At 62.9% G+C, this 21,981-nt stretch carries 20 protein-coding genes and 2 pseudogenes; 14 read left to right on the forward strand and 8 right to left on the reverse strand.

Annotation, left to right across the window (positions count from 1 at the left end; translation table 11 throughout):
- Positions 1–19: 19 nt before the first annotated feature.
- From dctP (DQG15_RS05105) to DQG15_RS05155, 11 genes are read left to right on the forward strand one after another with little or no spacing between them, the layout of a single operon-like run.
- On the forward strand, positions 20–1,015 hold the full coding sequence (dctP, locus tag DQG15_RS05105) for a TRAP transporter substrate-binding protein DctP (RefSeq protein ID WP_198665064.1): 996 nt from the start codon (positions 20–22) through the stop codon (positions 1,013–1,015).
- Entirely contained in the window at positions 999–1,568 is a 570-nt protein-coding gene (locus tag DQG15_RS05110) for a TRAP transporter small permease (RefSeq protein WP_198665065.1), read from the forward strand. The genes dctP (DQG15_RS05105) and DQG15_RS05110 overlap by 17 nt, the downstream gene beginning before the upstream one ends.
- Positions 1,569–1,571: 3 nt before the next feature.
- Positions 1,572–2,840: a TRAP transporter large permease gene (locus tag DQG15_RS05115; protein WP_116083262.1), complete on the forward strand. Its 1,269-nt coding sequence runs from the start codon at positions 1,572–1,574 to the stop codon at positions 2,838–2,840.
- A 17-nt stretch (positions 2,841–2,857) separates the two neighbouring features.
- Positions 2,858–4,276: an MmgE/PrpD family protein gene (locus DQG15_RS05120; protein WP_116083264.1), complete on the forward strand. Its 1,419-nt coding sequence runs from the start codon at positions 2,858–2,860 to the stop codon at positions 4,274–4,276.
- An 11-nt stretch (positions 4,277–4,287) separates the two neighbouring features.
- Positions 4,288–5,439, forward strand: coding sequence for an acyl-CoA dehydrogenase family protein (locus tag DQG15_RS05125; RefSeq protein ID WP_116083266.1), 1,152 nt, complete (start codon positions 4,288–4,290; stop codon positions 5,437–5,439).
- A complete protein-coding gene (locus DQG15_RS05130) occupies positions 5,436–6,614 on the forward strand; it encodes a CaiB/BaiF CoA-transferase family protein (protein ID WP_116083267.1) in 1,179 nt (392 codons plus the stop codon). The genes DQG15_RS05125 and DQG15_RS05130 overlap by 4 nt, the downstream gene beginning before the upstream one ends.
- Positions 6,611–7,384 (forward strand): GntR family transcriptional regulator, encoded by a 774-nt coding sequence (locus DQG15_RS05135; protein WP_116083269.1) that lies wholly within the window; start codon positions 6,611–6,613, stop codon positions 7,382–7,384. The genes DQG15_RS05130 and DQG15_RS05135 overlap by 4 nt, the downstream gene beginning before the upstream one ends.
- Positions 7,381–8,577 carry an MFS transporter gene (locus DQG15_RS05140; protein WP_116083271.1) on the forward strand — a complete coding sequence of 399 codons (1,197 nt, stop codon included), beginning with the start codon at positions 7,381–7,383 and terminating at the stop codon, positions 8,575–8,577. The genes DQG15_RS05135 and DQG15_RS05140 overlap by 4 nt, the downstream gene beginning before the upstream one ends.
- Positions 8,574–9,380, forward strand: a complete 807-nt coding sequence (locus tag DQG15_RS05145; protein WP_116083272.1) for a CoA ester lyase — start codon at positions 8,574–8,576, stop codon at positions 9,378–9,380. The genes DQG15_RS05140 and DQG15_RS05145 overlap by 4 nt, the downstream gene beginning before the upstream one ends.
- A gap of 1 nt (position 9,381) precedes the next feature.
- Positions 9,382–9,765, forward strand: coding sequence for a MerR family transcriptional regulator (locus tag DQG15_RS05150; protein WP_116083274.1), 384 nt, complete (start codon positions 9,382–9,384; stop codon positions 9,763–9,765).
- Complete coding sequence (locus DQG15_RS05155) at positions 9,731–10,402, forward strand: class I SAM-dependent methyltransferase (RefSeq protein ID WP_116083275.1); 672 nt, start codon at positions 9,731–9,733, stop codon at positions 10,400–10,402. The genes DQG15_RS05150 and DQG15_RS05155 overlap by 35 nt, the downstream gene beginning before the upstream one ends.
- A gap of 21 nt (positions 10,403–10,423) precedes the next feature.
- On the opposite strand, the gene DQG15_RS05160 is transcribed toward DQG15_RS05155, so the two are convergent.
- Genes DQG15_RS05160 through DQG15_RS05175 form a run of 5 tightly spaced genes read right to left on the reverse strand, consistent with a single transcriptional unit; the run spans position 10,424 to position 16,883 of the window.
- Entirely contained in the window at positions 10,424–11,761 is a 1,338-nt protein-coding gene (locus DQG15_RS05160; RefSeq protein WP_157968895.1) for an amidase, read from the reverse strand.
- A complete protein-coding gene (locus tag DQG15_RS18090; protein ID WP_157968896.1) occupies positions 11,758–11,973 on the reverse strand; it encodes a hypothetical protein in 216 nt (71 codons plus the stop codon). Before DQG15_RS18090 ends, DQG15_RS05160 begins: the two co-directional genes overlap by 4 nt.
- The gene (gene dctP / locus DQG15_RS05165; protein WP_157968897.1) at positions 11,970–12,965 is read right to left on the reverse strand and encodes a TRAP transporter substrate-binding protein DctP; all 996 of its coding nucleotides are present in this window, start codon (positions 12,963–12,965) and stop codon (positions 11,970–11,972) included. The genes DQG15_RS18090 and dctP (DQG15_RS05165) overlap by 4 nt, the downstream gene beginning before the upstream one ends.
- 36 nt (positions 12,966–13,001) lie before the next feature.
- Positions 13,002–14,792 carry a hydantoinase B/oxoprolinase family protein gene (locus tag DQG15_RS05170; RefSeq protein ID WP_116083281.1) on the reverse strand — a complete coding sequence of 597 codons (1,791 nt, stop codon included), beginning with the start codon at positions 14,790–14,792 and terminating at the stop codon, positions 13,002–13,004.
- An 18-nt stretch (positions 14,793–14,810) separates the two neighbouring features.
- Entirely contained in the window at positions 14,811–16,883 is a 2,073-nt protein-coding gene (locus tag DQG15_RS05175) for a hydantoinase/oxoprolinase family protein (RefSeq protein WP_116083283.1), read from the reverse strand.
- A gap of 445 nt (positions 16,884–17,328) precedes the next feature.
- Between DQG15_RS05175 and DQG15_RS18095 the strand changes: the two genes are divergently transcribed.
- The 3 genes from DQG15_RS18095 (at position 17,329) to DQG15_RS18805 (ending at position 18,861) form a co-directional block, all read left to right on the forward strand.
- Complete coding sequence (locus tag DQG15_RS18095) at positions 17,329–17,685, forward strand: hypothetical protein (RefSeq protein ID WP_157968898.1); 357 nt, start codon at positions 17,329–17,331, stop codon at positions 17,683–17,685.
- A gap of 457 nt (positions 17,686–18,142) precedes the next feature.
- Positions 18,143–18,538 (forward strand): hypothetical protein, encoded by a 396-nt coding sequence (locus DQG15_RS05180; RefSeq protein WP_116083284.1) that lies wholly within the window; start codon positions 18,143–18,145, stop codon positions 18,536–18,538.
- The gene (locus DQG15_RS18805; RefSeq protein WP_116083286.1) at positions 18,481–18,861 is read left to right on the forward strand and encodes an SEC-C metal-binding domain-containing protein; all 381 of its coding nucleotides are present in this window, start codon (positions 18,481–18,483) and stop codon (positions 18,859–18,861) included. The genes DQG15_RS05180 and DQG15_RS18805 overlap by 58 nt, the downstream gene beginning before the upstream one ends.
- A gap of 1,560 nt (positions 18,862–20,421) precedes the next feature.
- Here the strand turns inward: DQG15_RS18805 and DQG15_RS05190 are convergent.
- The 3 genes and pseudogenes from DQG15_RS05190 to DQG15_RS05200 all read right to left on the reverse strand — a co-directional run.
- Positions 20,422–20,595, reverse strand: a pseudogene (locus DQG15_RS05190) (IS3 family transposase); the annotation flags it as partial.
- Positions 20,596–20,697: 102 nt separating this feature from the next.
- Positions 20,698–20,790: pseudogene (locus DQG15_RS18530) on the reverse strand (hypothetical protein); the annotation flags it as partial.
- Positions 20,791–21,062: 272 nt separating this feature from the next.
- Positions 21,063–21,959 (reverse strand): glutaminase, encoded by an 897-nt coding sequence (locus tag DQG15_RS05200; protein ID WP_116083760.1) that lies wholly within the window; start codon positions 21,957–21,959, stop codon positions 21,063–21,065.
- Positions 21,960–21,981 lie beyond the last annotated feature (22 nt).

Consider the following 21,981-nt stretch of genomic DNA (forward strand, 5'->3'; position numbering starts at 1 on the left):
GCACACCAGGGAGGAGACAATGATGAAATTCAGGACGCTGGCGGCCACTCTTGCGGCTGCGACCATCATATCCGGGGCGGCAATTGCCGAGGATCTCGTACTGCCCAGCGAGGTCGCCGCGACCCACTGGAAAACAGAATACATGGACCGCTTCGCCAAGGAGGTGAACGCCGCCACGAACGGCGAGATCGATGTGAAGGTCTTCCCCGCGGGACAACTCTATTCCGACCAGGCTGCTCTCGGAGCGCTCGGCACAGGCGCTGTCCAGATGGTCTGGCCGGTTTCCGTGCGCCTCGAAACCATTGCTCCCGAGACGGGAGTCATCAACCTCCCCTTCGCCATCTCCGACGAGATGATGCAGAATGCATGTATGAAGGAGGGGATCACCAACCTTCTTTCGAAAGACATGAAATCCTCGGGCCTGCGCGTCCTTGGCCTGCTGCGTACCGCCGACCTCTACTTCATTTTCTCGGACCGCGAAGTCGCGTCGATGGGCGATCTTGAAGGGGCCAAGGTGCGCGTTACCGGCGGCCGCGTCGTACAAGACACCATGAACGCTCTCGGCATTTCCCCAGTTTCCATGGCAGCCTCCGAGATGTCTACCGCCCTCTCGCAAGGGGCCATCGACGGGGTCTTCACCTCCCCCGCGGGATGGGCCGAGATGATCGGCATGACGGGCAAGAATGCCTTCTACGTCCCCGGCTTCTCGATCCTCACCTACGCCATTGTCGTCGACGACTACTGGTACCAAAACCTGCCCGCAGAGCAGCAGAACGCGATCAGTACCGCGATCTCCGACATCTCCACCACTCAGTGGACCGAGGCGATGGAGAAGGACCAGGAAGCCTTGGAGAAGATGACCTCCCAAGGTGCCAACCTCGTCGTCGCGGACGATGCCGAGGCCGCGAAGTGGCGCGAGTTGACGGCGAGCACTTCGGCCAGTTTCTCGGACGCCTATCCGCAGGCTGTCGCCGATCTCGATGCGTTGGAGGCCGAGTGTGGCATCTCCGGATAAAAGCCATGTCACCGGCGGCTCCTCGCCGCCGGTCCACTCCTCGCTCTGGGACCGGATCGAGCGTGGCCCGCTGATTGGCGCAGCCACTCTCCTCTTGCTCGCGGCAACCCTCATCATGCTCTGGGAGGCGGGCTCGCGTGCCTTCTTCTCGCACAGCTATTTCTGGGCCGAGGAAGCCGTACGCTTCATGATCATCTGGGCTTTCTTCCTGACCCTCGGCGCAGCTGGGCGGGGCGGATATCACATCCGGACCGACCTGGTCACGCAAATGCTGTCCCAGAGGATGCGCGTGGTCTGCGGCGTCCTTGCCGCCCTCATCGGTCTCGCCTTCGCCGTCATCCTCTTCTGGGGCGCGATCCCGCAGATCCGACGCTACTACAGCATGGGAATGCTCTCGGAGTCGAACCTCGAACTGCCCATGTGGGCGGTCTTCATGGCAATGCCCATCGGCGCGGTGCTCTACGCCGTCTACTACGCCCGTCTTCTCCTGCGTGCGCTCAAGGGAAACGATCCCTTCGCGGACGATGAGGACGGCCCGGCCGGAAAGTTCTGAACCATGATACTGGCCATCGCCCTCGCCCTCATCCTGATCCTCCTCGCCCTCGGCGCCCATGTCGCCACGGTGCTGGGTCTCGTCACTGCCGCCATCGTGCTCTTCGTCTCGGGTGTGCCCGCCACGGTGATCGCGCAGACGGCCTTCTCCTCGGTCAACTCCTACCCGCTGATCGCCATCCCGATGTTCATCCTCGCGGGCAACCTGATGATGCGCGGACAGATCGCGCAGATGATGATCGACCTCGTGGGAAGTCTTGTCCGCGCGATCCGCGGCGGCCTCGCCCTCACCGTGCTGGCCGCCTCGGTCTTCTTCGCCGCCGTCTCGGGCAGTTCGGTAGGCAGCGCCGCAGCGATCGGTCGCTCCACTGTCTCTGGACTACGCGGCGAGGCCTACCCGGCCCGCTTTTCGGCCGCGATCGTCGCCGTGGGAGGCACGCTGGGGTTGATGATCCCACCCTCGCTCGGCTTCATCCTCATCGGCTCGATCGTCGGCCTTCCCATCGACCGACTTTTCATCGCGGGGCTCCTGCCGGGCATAATGGAGGCGGTGCTGCTCTCCATCGCGACCTATACCCTCGCCAGACGCGGCGATTACGGGGCCAAGGCACAGTCTCCGGACTGGAGCCGTTTCGCCAGGCTCCTTCCCAAGACACTGCCGGCGATCCTGATGCCCGTGCTTGTGCTCGGCTCGATCTACACCGGCTGGATGACCCCGACCGAGGTTTCCGCTTTCGCTGCCGCCTACGCCGCGTTTCTCGGTTTTGTCGTCTACCGTACCGTGGACCTCAGGACCTTCTGGGCAACCTCGCGGGAAAGCCTTCTCCAGACCACGATGATCTTCGCGGTGGTCATGGGCGGCTCGCTTCTCGGGTTCATCCTCGCACGCCTGGGGGTATCTCAACAACTCGTCACGGGCCTTCAAGAAGCGGGGCTGACATGGTGGCAATTCTTGATCGTCGTGAACATTGTCCTTCTTGTCATGGGTATGTTCCTCGACGGGATCGCGCTCATTGTACTGACTGCGCCGCTGCTCTTTCCAATGGCCACGGCTCTCGGGATCGATCCGGTCCACTTCGCAGTCATCATGGTTGCCAACGTCGAGATCGCGACGCTGACGCCCCCCATCGGCCTCAACCTCTTCGTGATGAGCGGCATCGCCCGCATTCCCGTGCATGAGGTCGCCCGCGGCGTGCTGCCCTTCTACGCCGTGCGTCTCCTCGGCCTCTCGCTCATCTCCTTTATCCCGGCAATCTCGCTGGCTCTCATCTGACGCAGGGAGGAATACCCATGAAAGATACCGCCACCGACATCGAAACCGGCGTGCCCATCGCCCGAACCCTCGCGAGGTTCGTCGTGGACCTCGACCCCGGCACCATCCCCGCCGAGGTCAGTGAGCGTGCCCGCCACCTGATACTCGACGCCTTGGGTATCGCGGTCGCTTCGACGGGCTACGATTTCGCGCACCGCGCCCATTCGGCTCTCGCCGAACTCGGAGCGGGGGGATCGCGCCGCGCCATCGGTTTCGGCACGCGGCTGCAGCCGCGCGACGCGGCCATGCTCAACGGGCTCTTGATCCATGGCCTCGATTACGACGACACCCACACGCCGGGCGTCATACACGCCACGGCTCCGGTGCTGCCCGCAGCTCTGACCATGGCGCTGGAGACAGGTTCGACGGGCGAAGACATGCAGACTGCCTACATCGCCGGTATGGAGGTCGCGACGCGCCTCGGGACCGTGGCGAGGGGCGGCTTCCATCAGGTCGGCTTCCATCCCACGGGCATCGTCGGCATCTTCGGCGCAACCGTCGCCGCCGGGCGACTGCGCGGTCTGACCGAGGCGCAACTTGCCGCCGCTCAGGGCATCGCCCTTTCGATGGCCTCGGGCTCTCTGGAGTTCCTCCAAGATGGCGCCTGGACCAAGCGGATGCATCCCGGCTGGGCCGCTTCGGCAGCAATCACCGCGGTGACCATGGCTCGCCACGGCTACGCGGCCCCCAAGGCCGTCTACGAAGGTCGCTTCGGCTTCTTCAATCTCTATCTCGGCGAACGAGCCGCGCAGGCCGATCTCTCCATCGCGACCGGCGAGCTCGGCGCCACATGGGAAATCATGAATGTGGCGGTCAAACCCATGCCCGCCTGCCACTTCACGCACGCCTGCGCGGATGCGGCAGTCGCGCTCCGGGCCGAGCATGGTCTTGTGGCCGACGACATCGAGGACGTTATCGCCCTTGTTCCCGAAGAGGTCATCAAAACCGTCTGTGAGCCGCGCGAGACCAAGATTAAGCCGCAGAACAGCTATGATGCGCAGTTCTCCATCCCCTACGCCGTCGCTTCGGGCCTGCTGCGTGGGCAGTTCGGCCTGACGGACCTCGACCCCGAGGGCTACACCGACCCCGAGGCGCTTGCCCTCATGACGCGCGTTCGCCACGAGACAGACCCCAACTCGCGCTTTCCCAAATATTATTCCGGGGAAGTCATCGTCCGAACCAAGGACGGACGCGAGCTCAGGCACCGCGAGGAGGTGAACCGCGGCGCCGCCGACCGGCCGCTAACCGCGGAAGACATCACGGCCAAGTACACCGAAAACGCCTGCACGACCAGGACCGCCCCTCGCGCCGAGACTTTGCGCGCCGCGATCATGTCGCTGCACGAGGCTCAAAGCCTTGACCGGATCGAGCGTCTGCTTGCCGGGCAGGCCAACTGAAGGAAACGGATATGAACGACATGCAGGAACAGGATCGCATGATCCTCGACTCCGTGGACCGCTTCTGCACCACAGAGATCGACCCCGTCGCCCACGACCTCGAAGCCAAGGACGAGTACCCCCACCAGATCGTCGAGAAGATGAAGGAGATGGGCCTCTTCGGTTGCATCATCTCCGAGGACTACGGCGGCCTCGGGCTCTCCACCGAAGTCTATGCCCAGATCATCGAGCGCATCGCGCGCTCGTGGATGTCGGTCTCCGGCATCATCAACAGCCACCTCATCATGGCCTCCGCCGTCCAGCGCGCAGGCACCGAGGAGCAAAAGGCCGAGTTCCTCCCCCGCTTCGCCACCGGCGAGCTTCGGGGCGGCATCGGCCTGACCGAGCCCGACGCGGGCACCGACCTTCAAGCCATCCGCACCACGGCGGTGCGCGACGGCGATGACTACGTGGTGAACGGCACCAAGACCTGGATCACCAACTCGGGTCAGGGCAACTGCATCGCCCTTCTGGTCAAGACCGACCCCAAGGCCGAGCCTCGCCACCGGGGCATGTCGCTCCTGATCGCCGAGAAGGGGCCGGGCTTCAACGTCGCGCGCAAGCTCGAGAAACTGGGCTACCGCGGAATTGACACCTGCGAGCTGGAGTTCAAGGACTACCGCGTGCCCGCCAACCGTCTGATCGGCGGCGAGGAGGGCAAGGGCCTCAAGCATGTCCTTTCCGGCCTTGAACTCGGGCGCATCAACGTTGCCGCCCGCGGCGTGGGCCTCGCGCAGGCTGCCCTCGACGAGGCGACGAGCTATTCACAGGTCCGCAAGACCTTTGGCAAGCCCATCTGCGAGCATCAGGCGATCCAGCTCCAGCTCGGCGAGATGGCGACGCGAACCCGCGCCGCGCGCCTGCTGACGCTCGACGCCGCCCGCGCTTTCGACCGCGGCGAGCGCTGCGACATGGAGGCGGGCATGGCGAAGTATTTCGCCACCGAGGCCGCGCTGGAGAACGCCACGGCGGCCATGCGCATTCATGGCGGCTACGGCTATTCCAAGGAATACAACGTCGAGCGCCTCTACCGCGACGCCCCCCTCCTGACCATCGGCGAGGGCACCAACGAACTCCAGCGCATCATCATCGCCAAGCAGCAGATCGAAAGGAACCCGGCATGAGCCTCCCCCTCGACGGGCTGCGCATCCTCGCGGTCGAACAATACGGTGCCGGCCCCTTCGGCACCCAGCACCTCGCGGACCTCGGCGCCGAGGTCATCAAGATCGAGAACGCCGCGCAGGGTGGAGACGTGGGGCGCCTCGTCGGCCCCTACTTCTTCGGCGAGGGCGACAGCCACTTCTTCCAGGCCTTCAACCGCAACAAGCGCTCCATCACGCTCGACCTCAAGTCGGAAGAGGGCCGCGAGGCGCTGCACGAGCTGACCAAGACGGCCGATGCCGTCTTCAACAACCTGCGCGGCGACCTACCCGCCAAGCTTGGCCTCGACTACGCGGCGCTCTCGAAGGTGAAGTCCGACATCGTATGCTGCCATCTCTCGGCTTATGGACGCGACGGGGAGCGGGCCGACTGGCCGGGCTACGACTATCTCATGCAGGCCGAGGCCGGGTATCTGTCGGTCACGGGCGAGCCGGGCCAGCCCCCCTCGCGCTTCGGGCTGTCGATCATCGACATGATGACCGGCACCATGTCGGCCCTCGCCCTCGTCTCGGCCGTCCTCGGTGCGCGTTCGACGGGCCAGGGTCGCGACATCGACACCTCGCTCTACGAGGTCGCGATGCACAACCTGAACTACCTCGCCGCGTGGTACCTCAACGAAGGCGTCAACACCGGGCGCCACCCCCGCTCGGCCCATCCCTCGCTGACCCCCTCGCAGCTCTACAAGACCGGCGACGGCTGGATCTTCATCATGTGCAACAAGGAAAAGTTCTGGGGCGTCCTGTGCGATGCCATCGCCCGCCCCGAGTGGAAGACCGACGACCGCTTCGGCTCCTTTAAGTCCCGTCTGGAGAACCGCGACGCGCTCACCGAAGCGCTCGATGCCGCGCTCCAGTCCGACACTACCGAGGGCTGGATGGCGAAGTTCGGCGGCAAGGTGCCCGCTTCCCCCGTCCACGACATCGGCTCAGCGCTCGATGCCCCCTTCGCAAAGGCACGCGGCACCATCGCCGAAGTGCCCCACCCTGCGCGCGGCACCATCGGCACCGTCGCCTGCCCGATCCGCTGTCCTGGAGACGATCTGCCGCTGCGTCCCGGTCCTGCCTTGGGCGAGGGCAACGAGGACATCCTTGGCGCAATCGGTATGCTCATGGCGGAGGAGAAGGAGACCGCCACTTGACCGAGACTGCCCGAGAGTCCCGCTTCGGCGGGCGCACCCGATACGCCGCGCTTGCCGAAGCGCTGCTCGACGACATACAGTCGGGCCGCTATCCCGTGGGGAGCTTGCTGCCCCCCGAGACTGACCTTTGCCGTGAGTTCGACGTCTCGCGCCACACCGTCCGCGAGGCGCTGCGCCGCCTCGTGGACCTGGGGCTGCTCAGTCGCCAGGCGGGGGTCGGCACGACGGTTACTGCGGATCGGATTGCGTCGCGCTACGTTCAGGCCGGGGAAAACGCCTCCGACCTGCTGCGTTACGTGCGCGACGTGAACCTGCGGATCATCGGAACCGAAGATATCATCGCCGAGGGCGAGATCGCTTCTCTCATCGGCTCACCGGAGGGAAAGGGCTGGCTCCACCTCACGGGCGAGCGCTTCCTTGCCACGGATCCGGAAACTCCTCTCGCCCTCACCGAAATCTGGGTCGCACGCCGATTCCGATCGGTCTGCGAGGGCCTCACCGCGCCCTCCGAGCCGCTCTATTCCATGATCGAGCGTCGTTTCGGCGTCGTCACCGCCGAGATCCGCCAGAACATCGAAGCAGTCCTCCTGACGGACAAAGCGGCCCGCCGCCTCGGAACCGAAGACGGCGCACCGGGTCTGCGCGTCTCACGCACCTACGTTTCTTCCACTGGGGAAATCTTCGAGACGGCGATCTCGCTTCATCCAGGCGACCGCTTCAGCTACGCCACGACTCTGCACGTCGAAACCGGGCATCCGGGGGACACATGAGCAGATCCTGGATCGTACTGGCCGTCACGCTCGCCATCCAGGCGATGATTTCGGCCGCCGCGCTCGTCGGCCCCGTCCTCGCCCCGGACATCGCGCCGACTATCGGCCTCCGCGCCGCGCTCGTCGGCATCCAGATCGGTCTCATCTACGCCGCCGCCGCAACCTCGAGCCTCTTTTCCGGCAACATGATCCGGCGATTGGGTGCGGTGCGTCTCAGCCAGCTTGCCCTCCTCTTCGCCGCTGCCGGCCTTGGCCTTTCCCTCATCGGCACCGCCCTCGCCATTGCGTTTGGCGCACTGCTCATCGGGATCGGCTACGGCGCAGTCACACCGGCAAGTTCGCACCTTCTCGCCCGGAGCACGCCCAAGCATCGCATGGGCCTCGTGTTCTCGCTGAAGCAGACGGGTGTTCCGCTGGGAGGCATTCTCGCCGGCCTCGCCTTGCCCCCCCTCACATTGACCTTCGGATGGCGTGTGGCCGTCAGCATCTCCATCGCGCTGTGCCTGCTCGTCGCCCTGTCGGCCCAGAGCGTCCGGGGCGGCCTCGACGCGGATCGCAGCCCTGGCCGGGGGCCCAAAATGCGCGACGCCATGCGCACCCTCCTTGCCGATCCTGCCCTACGCCGCCTTGCCCTGGTGTCCTTTGTGTTCGCCGCCATGCAGCTCATCCTCACCGGCTATCTCGTCACATTCCTCACGGAGGCGCGCGGTCTGTCGCTCGCAACCGCTGGCACGATCATGGCCATCAGCCAGGCCGCGGGCGTCACCGGGCGCCTCGCCTGGGGCTGGTGCGCCGACCGTCTTCTGGATGCGCGCACGCTCATGACCATCATTGCCGCTCTCTCGGCGATCTGCTCGGCTCTCTTCGCCATCGAATCCGGCTCTGGCACGGTCCTGCTCATCGCCCTGACGTCTGCCATCTTCGGAGCCGCTGCAATAGGTTGGAACGGCGTCTTTCTCGCCGAAGTCGCCCGGATTGCCCCGGAAGGCAGTGTCGGCGCCGCGACAGGGGCCGCCCTCTTCATGACCTACGCAGGTGTGGTCGCGGGTCCCCCAGTCTTCGCCGGAATCGTCTCCAACGCCGGATATATAGCCGGTTTCTCCGCCAGTGCCGTTGTCATGGCCGCCATGGCCGCCTTCCTGATGCTCGACAGTGGCCACTCCAGTCACGACCCCGAGGAGTCCCCCACATGACCACCGCTCGCTCTTTCCTGTTTGTGCCGGGAGATCGCCCGGATCGTTTCGACAAGGCTATCGCTGCCGGCGCGGGATGCACGATCCTCGACCTCGAAGATGCCGTGAAACCTGAAGACAAAGCCGCGGCCAGAGCGGCTGTTTCTGAGTGGCTGACCGCTGGCGGAAGGGCGGCGCTACGTATCAATCCTCCAGGGACGGAGTTCCACGAGGAGGATCTCGCGCTCGTGGATCATGCGAACCTCACCGCCGTTCTGTTGCCCAAGGCCGAGAGCGCGGAAGACTGCGCGGCAGTACTTTCTCGCATGATCTCCGGCATCGCGCTCCTCCCCCTCATTGAAAGCGCGAAAGGACTGCTGAAGGCCCCCGAGATCGCGGCGATACAAGGCGTTGCACGGCTTCTCTTTGGCTCGATCGACTTCATGAACGAATGCGGGATCGAGGACGATCGAGAGGGCCTCGCCCACGCCCGTTCGAGCCTCGTTATCGCCTCGGCAGCCGCAGGCATCATGGGGCCGGTGGACGGCGTAACCCTCGCACTGGACGATCCCGAGCAGCTTGCCGCCGACTGCGCCGCGGCGCGCAGATACGGCATGGGCGGCAAGCTGTGCATTCACCCGAAGCAGGTTGCCGGCGTGGAAAAAGGGTTCTCCCCCACCGACACCGAGATCGCGCAGGCCCGCCGCATCCTCTCGGCCGCCGAGGACGCTGGCGCGAAGGGCGCGATCCGGCTTGACGGGAAGCTTGTGGATATTCCCGTCGTCGACCGCGCCCGTCGCACGCTGGAACAGGCCGGAGGATGACATGAACGGAGGCGCACATCCGAACCGGGTGCCCTTGCGGTTTCACGACGCCTGCGACCGGTATGGGCTGACTCCTCGTGCCCTGCGCTACTACGAGGCTCTCGAAATCCTCTCTCCGGAGCGCGACGGACGCGATCGCGTCTTCGACGCGCGCCAACAGGTTCGGATCGAACTCATCCTGAAGGGTCGCGCCTATCGCCTGCGGCTGGAGGAAATCCGACAGATCATCGAACTTCACGATACACACGGTGCCAAGATACAGGCCGAGCGCTGGCGCGAGATCCTTCACCGCCAGAGGGCACACCTCGCAGCCGAACGCGACCATCTTACCGGCCTCCTTGACCGCATAGATGCCGAGACAGAACATGCCCAACCCGGTTCTTGACGCAATCCTCGCCGAACTCGACGGTGCCCGAACCGTGATCGACACCGGATGCGGAAGAGGCACGCTCGCCCGGGCACTCGGTAAGCGCGGTTTCGACGTCACCGGCATCGACCCGCAGATGGAAATGATCGAACTCGCACGGGCAGGTGCGCCGGGGGCCCGCTTCGACGTCGCTTCGGCCGCCCGTTTACCTTATCCCGACCAAAGCTTCGATGCGGCTGTCTTCCTGAACTCGCTGCACCATATTCCCGTTGCCGAGATGGAAGGGGCGCTCAGGGAAGCGGTGCGCGTCACCCGGCGAGGCGGCCGCATCGTGGTGGTCGAGCCGCTGGCCGAAGGCCCGCTCTTCGAGGTTCTGCGGCCCGTGGACGATGAGACAGAGGTTCGTGCCAAGGCACAGGCCGTCATGGATCGCACCTCCTTTCCTCGCCTCACGGACGTCCGCTTCGAGCGGGTCACGACCTATGCGGACGAGGCCGCATTCACCGCATCTCTGATCGCGGGTGATCCGGGGCGCGCAGAGGCAATGGCCGCGCAGGCCGATACCCTGAGAGGCCTTCTTGCGCGCCACGCCCGTCATGGGCCCGAGGGCTTTGCCCTGTCACAGCCTATGCGCCTGCGCAGTTTCGCCGCCTGAGCGCTTACACCCAAAGGGCTCCTACCACGTGGCAGTGCGCGCGAAGAGATCCCCAATGTGCAGGAGAAGAGCCTCGGAGCATGGCCTACCCACGATCTGAAGTCCCATCGGCATCCCGTTCCGATCCATTCCCATTGGAACCGAGAGAGCAGGTAGGCCGAGAAAGCTGATCGGTCGCGTGTTGCGCGAAATCAGTTCGAGTGTGCGCCGCATCTTTTCACCGCCCTCCGCCGAGACGGTATCGGCCAGCGGAGTCATGATCGGAACTGTCGGCATCACGAGAGCGTCCACCGCCGCGAGGGGGCCTGCGAGGAACCGTCTCAGGCTCAGTGTCCTGAGCCGCGCGGCATCGACGTAGTCCGTCCCCCGGATGCCAATTCCCTGGATCAGCCTCGCTCGGACCTGCCTCCCAAGTTGGCCTCGGCCCGGGGGAAGGCTGCCGCGGTGCAAGGCCGCCGCCTCGGTCTTCCAGATCACATCGGCGTAATGAGCCAAGCTGCCCTGCCCATCCACGTCCGCCTCTTTCAAACTGAGGCCCATCGCGCGGAATACGCCCAAGCTACTCTCGAAGGCGACCGCGACATCCTCGTCCAGATCGTCGGTGTAATAGCCTCCCGGAACGCCGATCCGCGCATGCAGGGGGTCATCCAGTCCAGCCTCGCTCGCTTCACCCGTCAGGGCATCGAAGATCCGCGCAGCGTCCGCGCAGGTCTTCGCAAAGATGCCGGGACAATCGAGGCTGGGGGAAAGAGGCATCATGCCCGCCGAAGACAGTCGGTACTGTGTCGGCTTCAATCCGACTGTCCCACACATCGACGCCGGCAGGCGGACCGATCCGCCGGTATCGGAACCCAGCGCACCGAACACGTATCCGGCCGCCACTGCCGCCCCGGAGCCGGAGGAGGAGCCGCCCGAGATACGTGCAGGGGCATGCGGATTGCGGCACCGCCCGAAATGGGGGTTGTGCCCGGTGGGCCCCATGGCGAACTCGGCCATGTTCAGGCGGGCGCATCCGATCCCTCCGGCCGTCTCGACAGCGCCAAGAAGGACCGAGGTTTCGTCCGGCGTTTTCCAGTGCGCCTCGGTGGCCCCGTAGCTGGAGACGGCCCCTGCCCGGTGGAACATGTCCTTGTAGCCAAAGGGAATGCCGTGCAGCGCCCCCCTCTCACCTTGGTCCGTTCGGTCGCAGGCCACAGCGCGCTCGAGGGCGCGCTCCGCCTCGACGGCGATGACGGCATTGAGCTCGCCATCTTTTGCCTCGATCCGGTCGAGACAGGCGCGCATCAACTCCTCGCATCCGATATCTCCCGTGCGGATCGAATCCGCGGCTTCACGGAGCGTCATACTGGATGGGTTCATGCTTCCTCCCCCGCGATGAGCCGATCGAACTCGCGGGTCGAGACCAAGTGGAGACCAGGGTGATCGCTGCGTGCCCGGTCCATGAGACGACATGTCCGGTGGAATTCAGAGCCGAACCAGGCGAGCTCCTCTGCGTCTGGGCGATAGCCGAGGGAAATCTCGGCCAGTTTGCCGAGATCTCCCCCGTCCGAAGCTGCCGGGGTGTCGCTCATCGGTACGGCTCCAGAACAGATTGGAACTCCGACCACGCTTCGGGATAGTCCTGACTCCAGTCCTGCCTCACCGTCTCTGCGGCCTCGACGAAAGCATCTCGTGCCTCGGGATCTACCTGCGAGAACATTCCTCCGGCGTCGATGACCTTTTCGAGCGTCGTCCTGTCGAGGTCCTTGGCCGAGGCCCAGTTCTCGTCGACGAATGCCTTCGTCGCATCTTCAACCACCGTGCCGAGGTCATCTGGCAGACCGTCCAGCCAAGCCTGATCGACGAGGATCGCGTAGACCACGAGGTTCAGACCCGAAACGAGAGAGCCGTAGGGCGCAGTGCTGGTTCCAACCATCTCCCAACCGCCGGAGGAGGTCAGGATGCCGTCGATAGCCCCCTGCGACATCGCAGGGCCCATCTCGGTCGCAGACATCGAGATTGCGCTGGCGCCGAACTCATCCAAGAGATTCAGCATCACACGCCCACCCGTCGCCCTGATCTTGCGGTTCTGCAAATCGTCCATCGTCTCGACGGGCGCTTCCTTCGTCAGGAAAAAGAGATCGGCCGTCCGCGCCACACCGAGAACGCCGATCCCCACGGGGTCCATGTAATTGGTAAGGAAATTGCCGACCGCGCTTGGCGCGCCGGGCTTCGCCATCGTCTCGTCGTCGAGCACGAAGGGAAGGGTCAGAATGCCAGCCTCTGGCGCGATCGTTTCGAGACGGACGGAGACGGGCCAGACCATGTGGACGGCCCCAGTGCCAAGGGCACCGATCGCCTCCTGATCGCTGTAGAGCGTCGAGCTGTGGAATACCTTCGCGTCGATCCGGCCCCCAGAGGCCTCGTCGATCGCGTCGGCGTATTGCTCCATCTGGTCGGCAGTCCAGTGTGAGCGGGACAGCTCGTTCGTGATGATCATTTCGATCGCATCCTGCGCCCCCGCCGAGACCGGCAGGATGCCCACGGCGGCGGTGCAGACCAAGAGCCTTGCCAGATGGGTCATGAGAGCTCTCCTCGTTGTTGACATGGGGTGCCGACCTCAGACGCCACGCGCCATCTCCATGCGGCGCGCTTCAGTCCCGGAACCGTCCACGGTCTCCGCATCCAGATCCAGTAATACGCCGTAGACATCCCGCGCGTGATCCGCGCTGTAGAACCCGTCCAGCACGTCCCCGAGCACTTTTGCGGGCGTGCGCTTAAGCGGATCGCCATAGCCCCCGCCGTTCGGAGAGCGGTAGGTCATCACATCGTCCGGCTGGACTGACAGTCCGGAAAACTTGGAGTGGAGAGCTTCGAGATCTCCGGGAGAGGCGTAGTTGTGCAGCGTGCAGCTGCCCGCCGCCCCGTCCTGCCCGCCGAAGATCCCCCAAGGCGCTTCAAGGTGCCGCTCGGACTCATGGGTAATGGACCCGGCGGTGAGAACGCGCTGGGCCTTGACGATGCCGAGACCGCCGCGGAACTCACCCGCTCCGGGCGGCATGTCGTCACGAAGCTCGTAGCGCTCGCACTTCATGGGTATGTGCATCGCCAGATCCTCGATGGGATTGTTCCGGGTGTTCGCCATCAAACTGTCGATCCCGTCCGGCCCATCCGAGCGCGGACGTCCCCCGTAGGAGCCCTCGTTGATCTCCACGAAGACCCAGTAGGAGCCGTCGTCGCGGACCCCCGAGTAGGCCGCTGCCGACAAGACGGCGGAGCTACCCGCGATCACTCGTTCGGGAAGGACCGGGGCCAGCGCCTTGATGACCAGGTCGATCATCCGGTTGCATTGTGCAAAGCGCGCGCTGGCCGAAGCCGGGGCCTTGGGATTGAAGATCGACCCCAAGGGAGCTGTCACCTTGATAGGCCTGAACGATCCCTGATTGGAGGGAACACGCGTTTCGGCAAGTTCGGCATCGAGCAGGAGCTTGCGAAAGGCCGCAAAGGCCGCGACCTTCGTCGAGCCCTCGAATGGAACGTTGAACGCGGTCGGTACCTGATCGGCCGATCCAGTGAGATCGACCTCGACCTCGTCGCCAGTCACGCGCACGGTCACCTTGATCGGCAGGGTCGTCTCGCGGTTGCGTCCGTCGTCATCGAGATACCCCTCGGCCTGATACTCCCCGTCGGGGATCTCGGAGATGCGCTGGCGCATGATACGTTCTGCGTAGTCCATGAGCTGGTCCGCCGCACGGAAGACGGTGCGCTCTCCGTACTTGTCGAGGAGTTCCGAGAAACGCCGGGCCCCGAGACGCGCCGAGGCGATCTGGGCTTCCACGTCGCTGATGAGCAAATCGGGCGTGCGGCTGTTGCGGCGCATGAAGTTCCAGATCGTCTGGTTCGCTTCGCCGCGTCGGTAGAGCTTGACCCCTGCGAGCAGCATCCCCTCGGCGAAGACGTCCGGAACGTCGATGATGAGACCCGGTGTGGCCGCCCCGATGTCAATATGATGGGCCGTGTTCCCCGAAAAGCCGACAAGTTTCCCCTCGTGGAACACGGGTACGATGATCGCGAGGTCCGGGGCATGCGAGGCCCCGTGGTAGGGATGATTGTGGATGACCACATCCCCCTCGTGCCATTCGCCATCCTCCAGCCTCTCTTCGATCCCGGCCAGGTAACCCGGGATCGAGCCGATGTGCATCGGCGTGGACTCGGACTCGCATAAGGTATTGTAGGCGGCGTCGAAGAGACCGGCCCCAAGATCCTGGCTTTCACGAATGATGGACGAGAAGCTCATTCGGTAGAGGACATGGGCCATCTCCTCCGCGATCGTTTCGAAAGATCCCCGGATCACCTGTAGGGTGATCGGATCAATGTCGCTCGGAGTGGCGGTGTCCAGTGCGTCGTTCATTTCATGCTCCTCCCGTAATCAGATCGCGCGGATGCGCATGTTGCCATGGTCCAGCGTAACGGCCTCGTATCCCGGCGGGACGAGCGTGGTCGCGTTCTGCTGGATCAGGATTGCAGGACCCTTGAGGGACACCTCCGCACCGAGCTTGCTCCGATCGTAGCGGGGCGTGTCGAGGGTCGATCCGTCGTCGAAAGTGGTGGGCCTGGTGAAGAGGTAGGCAGTCTCCACATCCCCCTGCGAACCCTTGCCGATCTTCGGGATCGACAGGCGCCGGCTCTGCGCCGTACCGATGCCGCGCAGTGCGATCAGCTCGACCGGAGCATCGCGGTAGGCATACCCGTAATCGAGTTCGTGCTGGTCGTGGAATGCGTCGATGATCCCCGATACGGTTTCGGCGGTGATCTCTCCGGGCGGGACCGCCGTACGGAGTTCGAATCCCTGTCCAAAGTAACGGCACTCGGCAGCGAAGGTCAGCGAGCGCAGCGAGGGATCGATTCCGTCCTCGTCGAGATCGGCGGTCAGGCGCTCGCGCAAGAGCTCAGTGGCCCCTTCGATCCGTCCCGGCGCCGCCTCGTCACCAGGATCGAGCGGCATGATCAGAGCCTCCGTGTGCTCGTACTGGAGATCGGTCTTGAGAAGGCCTACCGCTGCCGTGATCCCGGGAGCGACCGGCACGATCACGTCCTTGGCCGAGACCGCCTCGGCGAGCGCAACGCCGTGGAGTGGCCCCGCCCCCCCGAAGGGCATGATCGAGAACTCGCGGGGATCGACCCCGCGCGCCACGGAATTAGAGCGGATCGCCAGCGCCATGTTCGAGTTGATGATGCGCACGATCCCGAGCGCAGCTTCCTCGACCTCCATACCGAGCGGATCGGCGATCTTCTCCTTGATCGCCTTGCGGGCCTGGTCCGCGTCAAGCTTCAACGCACCGCCGAGCGCATGGTCGGGATCGAGCCTTCCGAGCACGACCTGCGCATCTGTCACGGTCGGCTCCTCGCCGCCGCGTCCATAGCAGGCCGGCCCCGGGTTCGATCCCGCCGAGCGTGGTCCGACATTGAAGGCACCCGCCTCGTCCACGAAGGCAATGGAGCCGCCCCCTGCCCCGATTGTCACGAGGTCGATCATCGGCGTCAGGACGGGGTGGCCCGCCACATAGGTGTCACGAACGTTCTTCACCTTTAGCCGCCCGTCCGGGATCGTGCTGATGTCGGCAGAGGTGCCGCCAATATCGACAGTGATGACGTTCGCCTCTTGGGCCATTTCGCCCTCGGCCGCGCCGCCGATCACCCCGCCCGCAGGACCGGACATGAGAATGTTGACGGGCTTTCGCGCGCAGGCCTCCACCGTGGAGATACCCCCATTTGATTGCATGATCCGCAACCGCGAGCTGATACCGGCGGCCTGTAACCGTGCCGCCAAGTCACGCAGGTAAAAGGCTGTCTTCGGCCCCACGTAGGAGTTCATCGCAGTCGTCGAGAACCGCTCGTACTCGCGCATTACGTTAGCCACGTCCGATGAGATCGTGACATAGGCGTCCGGCATCTCCTCAACCACGATGTCACGCGCCCGCCGCTCGTGGATCGGGTTGAGGAAAGAAAAGAGAAAGCCGACCACGACAGAGGAGATCCCGCGTTTGCGGAATAGCGCGCAGGCCGCGCGAACAGCCGCCTCGTCAAGTGGGATCTCGACTTCGCCCGAGGGCGCGGCGATGCGTTCGGTCACGGGAATCCTGTTGCGCCGCTTGACGAGCGGCCGGCTCTGCCATGGCACGTCGAAATGAAGAGAAAAGTTATGCGGCCGCTTGTGCCGCGCGACGTGCAAGATGTCGCGGAACCCCTCGGTCGTGAGCATCCCGCATTCCGAGCCATTATGCTCGATGGTAATGTTCGTAGCCGTCGTCGTGCCATGAACGATCATCTCGATATCCGAGATCGAGATGCCGTTTCTCTCGCATATCTCGCCGATCCCCTGCACCACGCCCAGGGCCTGGTTCTCGAGGGTCGTCGGAAGCTTATGATAGAAGATCCCCTCTTCGCATTCGAGGACGAAATCCGTGTTCGTCCCCCCAACATCTACGCCAACACGCGCCATCAAGTATCCTCCCTGTCGCCACGAACCTGCGGGTTCGCCGTCCCTCAATCCCGCCATTATGTCAGTATGTCCGTACATTTCAAGGATTTTGGTGCCGAGAGGCATTTAAGGTTCATTTCAGCTCATTTTTGAGAGACCGAGTGAGTTGTCGCGCAAATCGGCAAACGGGTGAGGTTCCCCTACCCGCAGACAGACTTATCCCATGACTTCAGTGATATGCGTGCCGACCGCGGTGTAGCAGGTCAGGACGGCAAGGCGGGGGCGGAGTTCACGGACAAGGCGGTTGCGCCATCAACGTCTTGGCGTAGGCCCAACTCTTCAGGGAACCTTGGCTACTCTACCAATGGGCGAAGATTGCTCTGCATCCAGACCCTCAAGGTTTCACGATTTCCTTTGGAAACGGCCGTTTCGATCACTGCGGATCGCGCAACGGCCGGTAGAAATCATGACCCGCAACGACAGTGGTGCAGCCTGCGAAGACCTCGGCGTAGATAAGCCAACGCAGGATGATCCCGTCGGACACGTCAGGGCCCGCATCCAGAATCTGCGCGCGCGACTTCTCGGCAGCTCGCGTCAGCATCCCCTTATCCAGTTTACCTTCCGACAGATTTCCTCGAGGCTCATCCGCTTCGTCGACGAGATGCTGGACGCTCTCGCACAACGTCCTTTTCGCCAAAAGCCGGTGCGCATGCTGGCGCTGCCGCCGATCAACCAGCCGCTTCCCGACGAGATTGTCTATGCCCTAGAAGTCGCGCGAACCACTGACGGGATCTACATCGAGGCGTCATCCGCACGGCATTGATGATGGTTCAACCGCGCCCCGACGGCATCGATGTGCCACGGTGGGTCTGTATAAATCCATGGAGGGGAGCGGTTGTACCACAAACATCCCGCAGGACCGTCGCCAATGAAGAGCATTGCGAGGACCTCTCAGGCCCCTTTACGTAAACTTACGCTCCTTTGCTTACGGGAGCTAACGGTAAATATTTCCCATTAAGGAGGCATCCATGCAGTTCATGATCTTCACCCAGCAGGAAGCCCGCGAGGGCACCGCCCCCTGACCAGGGGCGCGAAAAGAGGATGTTGGCCTGATCGACGAAGCTCTCGCCAGCGAGGAGACTCGAGCGCTCGCCGAGGCTGCTCTGCACGTCGCCGCGCGGCTGATCTCAAGCGCGCCAACCTCCACGGAGGATGACGGTCCTCTTTGGGGCGCCGAGACGCGCGCGCTCGAAGACATCGGGATCGAGACGGACAAGGGTATGTCCGATGCGGAGTTCCTTGCGTCGGACCCGGTCTTCCGTGGTCTCGCGCAGCAGATCCTCCAGATTAGTGAGGCCATTCCCCTAGCGGATGCGGCTGCGCGAATGGGCTTGAGCGATGCTCGCCTGCGGCAACGGATCTCTGAGGGGTCTCTTCTCGCCGTTCATCGTCCTCATGGGCGCGGCTGGCTCATTCCGACCTTTCAGATCACCGGCAGCGGGGAGATCCCTCATCTGGGCCGCATCCTGAAAGCTGTCGCCCGTCCGGTATCGGACGAGGCAATGCATCGGTTCTTCGTAAGCTCGCATGATGATCTTCATGGGATGTCACCACGCGATTGGCTCATCGAGGGGCGCGACCCGTCGATCCTCGAAGGCCTTCTCGCCAGCCTCTGATAGAGACGCAGCCGCTCCATGGATTATCTCCCAAGGTCTCCCGGGGCGGCCGCCCTTTCCGCCGTTCCGCCTGCGCTCCATACTCTCTCCCAAGGGGTGCGCCTTTTGCGTATCTGTTTTTCTCAAAGCGCCTACGCATCGGGCTTCGCGCACTTTCGAGACTACGGCTCCAAGGCCTCACGCTTCGATCATCACCTGCCGGACAGTGCCGGACGACCCACCACGGGCGCCCGATCCCTTCTCTATGCGATCGATGCCAATGTAGATCCCCATGCTCCTGCGGGTCGGGGCGTAAATACAAGAAATGCTGCGGTCGGAACTGATCTGTCGGTTGTAATCCGGCCCTTAGCGGCCAGCCACGCGTGGTGCCGATGCCGTGAAGCCGTATCCCATAGCAGCCGACGGCGGCGTAATGCAGCGTCCTTGGCACCTTTGAGGAGCGGTATGCGGGACAAAGCATCAATTCGCTGCATCCGCCTGCACGTCCGCTCTTGATCGTGACTCGAACCTATACTCGTTGAAATTGCAGAACTAGGCTTAAGACATGGAACCTTGGCAACCACTCTCTATCACGTTCTTCTACCTTGCAGCAGGCAATACAGTGATTTCCCGTGTTGCTGGCACCTGCACGCAAGGTGACGCCGACCGATTGCACGGCGTAGTTCTTTCACTCGCGCTCTATAGCATAGCGTTACTCAGTTTGTGGTTGTCGTCGAGAACCCGCTCAATCGTTTTGTCCTGCTTTCCGATTCTTCCCATCATCTTTTGGCAAGTTTGGTTTTCGTCACGCCTGAGTTATGAAATACTGGTACAAGGTCACTCTGCATGTACCGTCCTAGAAGGGCCCTCATATCCTAGCAGTGGTGACGAACTCTTCTTTGCTCTGTCGTGGCCATTCGTTTCATTCAGTGTCTTGCTGGCAATGCTGGTAATTCTGCGCGGCAAATACATCAAAGCTGAGGCTCACTGAACCGTCAGGAGAGCCGCCACTCGTTCGCTCCGCAGCATCAGTCACCTTGGGCTCGAAGCGGTCATGCCGCGGCGCGGCTAATTGAATACCTAGCGAACCGCGACGGCCGCTGCTCCCCGCCCAGAGCCGACCTTCACGCCAGGCCTAGTGGCTGATCGGTCCCGGCCCGAAGCGGTCGTTGGCATGAAGCTCCTACGCTGCGATGCGGCCCGTCAGACCGGACTTTCGCTGCGTGAGCAAAGTCGGGAGCTGGACGAACCCCCACGATGCGGACTCTCGAGACCTTAGCCGCGGCTGTGTGAAGGGGCGCAGCGCGTGCGCGGGCCGAAAGCGGCCCTGCTCGCTGGTGCTGCTACCGTGACACCAATATAGCAGCTAAGTAGCTTAGGCTTAATTGGACCTAGTCCTGGCTCCCTCAACAATTGGCAATTCTGCTGTTTCTTTATCCCAAATAACCTCCATCTGGCTAATTTCCCCGCTCTTCTCACCGGTCAGCACGCCTAGATGCGCTTCGTGGATAATTGGATAGTGAATCGCGTGCGCAACTGCTCGGGCAGCGTCCCGAGAATTTCGACTTCCAACCAAACAAAGCAATTCTTGGCCGAGCTGAGTCAAAACGACAGCCTGATATTGAGCCTTTTCCCGACCTCGCCAGTCAGAATAATTAATTATTTATCCTTGCGAAGGAAGGATCGGCCATCTTTATTGAACGTAAACATCTTTTGCAGACCTGAGCCGCTCGCACCCTGAACAAGGCCACTTGCTTCAAGGTACATTAGATCGCCGATGTTTCCTTGATCCTTTGGAGCAGCAAGTTTCTTTAGCGTACTGCCTTCAAAAGGGATTTTGGCAGAATTCTCAAACAGGAAAGCAGTGAACCGCGCCGGGTCTGCCGGAGGCTGAATTTCGTTAGTTACGCGGCGACGGCATCAGCTTCCCGAACTGCGTAGTCTTCGTCTGAGGCTTCGGCGGGCGGGATGTTCCCGATGGGCTCGAGCAGACGGCGGGTATTGAACCAGTCGACCCATTCGAGCGAGTCGTATTCGACGGCCTCGAAACTGCGCCAAGGGCCGCGGCGGTGAATGACCTACGCCATGGCAAAATATGCTGACGCCTTGCGGAAGATCTCGTTCGCCTGGCGCAGCTCCCGGTTCTCTCGCTCGAGTGCCTTCACCTTCTCGGCCAAGTCGCTTGAGATGCCAGCGCGCTGCCCGCTGCCCACCTCGGCCTTCTTGACCCAGCTGTTCAACGTGGTCGCTGCACAACCGATCTTCGCGGCCACCGAGGCGATCGTCTGCCCCGCGATCCATGTTAGCCCGGATTGTCGAGGACTATCCGGACCACACGCTCGCGGACCTCAGGGGAGAACTTGTTCGTTATCTTGCTCATGATGGCTCCAGTCTACTCAAGAGTTGGAGCCTCCGGCAGATCCGGGGCGGTTCAATGCTCGCTACGAAAGAAGCGTGGAGAGCTTCCTTGGTTTCATAGACAAAACCTCGATACGCTAGTGGGTGTCTTGTTTGTGAAGATGACCCGGGTACGATGTTTGCCCGCTTACGCGTGGAAAACTGACCACCGCAGTTCTTCGCTCATCACCTGTAAGGCCTGGGTCCCGCGTAGAGAATTGCCCTTGTGGTCCAGTCCCGGTGACCAGACTGAAATCGAGGCAGTCCCGGGCACAATTGCCAGGATGCCGCCTCCCACGCCGCTTTTTGCCGGCAAGCCAACGCTGAATGCAAATTCGCCAGACCCGTTGTAGTGACCGCTCGTAAGCATGAGTGCGTTGATGCGGCGGACATTCCTCTCACTCAGAAAATTACGGTTAAGCGTGATCCCCGCAAGGAAGCGACCGAAGCGGGCCAATTGCCGACATGACATAGCTATGGCGCAATGATGGAAGTAAGTTCCTAACACATTTTCGCACGAATTTTCCAGGTTGCCGAATTCTTTGAGGCAATATGCGAGAGCCCAGTTTCGAAGCCCTGTCTCTGTCTCTGAAGCGGCAACCTCCGCATCCACGTAGATCGAGTCGTCAGACGCCGCACCTCGAACGAACTGAAGAATTTCAGCAATTGCTTCTGCCGGTGTCGATTGCCCGAGCACGGTGTCGGTTGTGACAATCGCACCGGCGTTCATGAAGGGATTCGGCGGATGACCCTTTCTGATTTCGAGTTCCTGAATTGAGTTAAAATTATGTGTCGATGGCTCACGGCCAACCCGAACCCACAGATCGTCTCCAAACCGACCGAGCGCGATTGCGAGCGTGAAGATCTTTGAGATGCTTTGAACGGAAAAGGCGCGATCGGCCTCCCCCACATCGAACTGCGTCCCATCGAAGAGGCAGACTGACATCGCAAAATGGTCCGGGTTCACCCTGGCAAGCTCGGGGATATAGCTGGCGACCATCCCCTTTTCGGTCCGGGACCGGGCTTCCCGTTCGGCTCTCAGCATCGCGGCCTTGAGCCGTTCGGTA

It is taken from the genome of Tropicimonas sp. IMCC34011, assembly GCF_003390865.1.
Taxonomy (GTDB): Bacteria; Pseudomonadota; Alphaproteobacteria; order Rhodobacterales; family Rhodobacteraceae; genus Tropicimonas_B.